The organism is Ferrovibrio sp., assembly GCF_002796975.1.
Classification (GTDB): domain Bacteria; phylum Pseudomonadota; class Alphaproteobacteria; order Ferrovibrionales; family Ferrovibrionaceae; genus Ferrovibrio.
This window is the reverse complement of record NZ_PEKV01000033.1, coordinates 1-2,909: the sequence shown is the minus strand read 5'-3', so window position 1 is coordinate 2,909 and position 2,909 is coordinate 1. Positions and strand designations below refer to the sequence as shown.

The 2,909-nt window shown below is 61.5% G+C and carries 1 protein-coding gene; it reads right to left on the bottom strand.

The window, feature by feature from the left end; translation table 11 throughout:
* Positions 1 to 45: 45 nt before the first annotated feature.
* Positions 46 to 2,909 (bottom strand): Tn3 family transposase (locus CTR53_RS21040; protein WP_290818430.1); only part of this gene is annotated, 2,864 nt, incomplete at its 5' end.

Below are 2,909 nucleotides of genomic sequence, written 5' to 3'. Positions count from 1 at the left end.
GGCTATCTGAGCCCAACCCCTCGAAAAGGTAAAAATTAGCTGACGCTAATACACTTGCTCGTCCAGTCCCTCTTCTCGCAGTGCTCGCTCCCAGAAGTCCGGATCATTGTAGCGCTCGGCGAGCGCGTCGAGATCGACGCCCGACCCTGTCTGCGTGAACTCGAACCGTCCGAACAGATTGATGTGCTGCCAGGCGACGGGCGAAATATGCCCGAGAATCTCAAGGGCCTCCACGTCGCCGGCGGTTTGCTTTTGCTCGTAGATCCGCGACAGCAACGCGGTGTTGTAGTAAATGACCGCGTTGGCGATCAGCCGCGAGCACTCGCTCCAGATCTGTTGTTCGGATTCGGTCTTCACCCGGAACTTGCCGGAATTGACGTAGGCGATGGCGCGGCGGAAACGGTGATAGGCCTCGCCACGGTTCAGGGCCTTCTGCACGCTCTGGCGCAACACGACGCCGTCGATGTAGTCGAGGATGTAGAGGGTGCGACAGATGTTGTCGAGTTCCGCCAAGGCCTTCTTGGTCCGGTTCTGCCGGGCATAGGCATTCAGTTTCCGCACCATGGTCGCTTGTGTCACGTCTTTTTGCGCCAGTGACGCCATGATCCGCTGAATATTTGGCCACTCGCTGCAGATCAGCGACTCGAGCACCTTGCGCGACGGCTTGATGAGGCTGTCGGCATCGTGCTTCGAATGCCGGAATCCGACCAGGCGCTCGGTCTTCTTGCGAAGATTGCGGTAACGCGGCGCAAACAGGTAGTCGAACACACGCAGAATCCAGAAGTTGACCTGGTTCGTGCCGTGCGTGTCGGTGGAGTGGCGCTCGGGCCTGACGTCCGTGGTGTTGTTGTGCAGCAGGTCGAACACGAAGTGGCTCTCATGCTCGTGAGTGCCGATGATCCGGGCGTTGATCGGCACATGATTGGCCACCAGCGTGTAGGAGCTCACCCCCTTCTTCAGGCCGAAATACTTGCGCGAATGTCGGGCGTTGATGGTCTCGATCTGGGTCTCGATGCGTTGACCGTCGCTGCTGGAGTGCAGCTCGTCGCGGATGTCGTACTGGCGGAACATCGGCAGCGCGGCGATGGCGTTGGTCAACGCGTCGTTGGCCACATGCAGGGTCTCGAGGCGCAGGTAATTGCGCGCCGCGCTCACCAGTGACGGATGACCGAGTCCCGAGACTTCAGCCATCTTCCACAGCCCCATGTTGGTGCCCATGGCGACGATACAGGCGAGGATGTTCCGGGCATCGGACTCGTACTTGACGTAGCGGTCGAGGACATGGGTGAAGCGGTCTATGAACCCCGTTTTCTCGGCGACGAACCACAGCAAGTCGGCGATGCCGATCACCGGCAACCGGCTGTAGAAGGGACTCTCGGTCGGCTGCTCGATGCCGGGGGATCTCAGTGTCCAGCGGCGTTTCTCGCCGGCGCCGGTGATCTTGATGTGTTTGTTCCGACCGCTGTCGATGTTCTCATTGACCGATTCGAACTTGGCGTTCAACTCCTTGCAGAAGGCCGCCAGGGTCTCCTCGATCGGGGCTGTGAGCATCGGGGCGCCGACCTCGCGCAGCACCGCGTCCTTATCTTGCCAGCGGGTGTCGCTGATCAGATCGTCCTCGAAGCGGCGGAACTCGGTACTGTCCGCCACATACAGGTCGCCCGCCTCCAAGGCGTGATGCACCAGGCGGTAGACGAGAAACTCATAGAGGTCGATCTGCAGGCGCTTCTTCTTCGGGGCATCGTCCGTCTCGACGAACAGGTGCCGGCGCAAGGTCTTCGGTATGAACGCCGTGGGGAAGGTGGCCGGATCGACGCGCCGCGGTGCGCGTCCGCNNTTGAAGTGCGTCGACAGGGTCTTGTAGTGGGCCCATTCACTGGCGGCCTTGTCGAACTCGACGTCGCGCAGATAGGCTGAAACCTGCGCGAATCGCTCGGGCTCGAGCAGGTCGAACGCCTGTGCTCGCACTTGCTCGAAGGGGACCTCGGCCGGGATGGAGGGGTCGACGAAGAGGTTCAGCACCGCTCCGGCGGACTTCAGGTGCTCGCTCGCCTCATCCAGCGACTGCCGTGCCGCCTCCTTGGCAGCCTGCTTGGCCTGTTTCTCATACTGATCGACAAGATGGATGAACGCGTCGGTGAGATTGTCGTTGATCTGGCCAAAGCGCTGATGGGCGAAGCACAGCAGATACAGACGCGTCGTTGCCACGGCCATGCGCCGCAGCTTGTAGATGGTGTAGAACGGCACCAGGGAGGCGTAGTATTTGACGCTCTCGTTGGATAGGCCCGTGGTCTGCAGGAACTCGTGCGCGAACCGGTACAACGGCTCGAAGGCTTGGCGACGCTCGACCTCCTGGTGCAGCTCCATGTAGGCGAAGCTCTTGGCCTCGCGTTGCAGCGCGCGGATGCGGTAGATGCCTTCGTCCGCCTCCAGCAAGTCGTCCAGTTGGCGCTGTATCTCCGGAGTCAGGGCTCGCTCGAGCAGCTGCGTGAGTCGTTGGCGCTCACCGGAAACGACCCGGCCGACCAGATCCTGCAGAAAGCTATACCCCGGTGCGACCAGGCGCTGCTGTTCCAAATACTTCAGCGCCTCACGCAGGATATAGACCGGCTGCGTCGAGAGCATGGCGACTCGCTGTGCCTTACGCTCCAGATCCGCTCGGGCGGCGTCGTCGCACAGACGATAGGCGAACAAGCCGAGCACGATCTCCTGCTGACCGAGGCGGGTTGGCTTGGACAGGAGTTTGACGGTATCCAGGTCGCGCTCGGGGAAGTAGCGCCGCAGGATGTGCTGCAGATCGTCGAGCACCGCCGCGTGCTCGTAGACAAAGAACCGCCGCTTCGCCTTGAAGTAGCCGAGCTGAAGCACGAAATGCACGGCGGCCGAGGTGGTGTGCACGCCGTCCACGG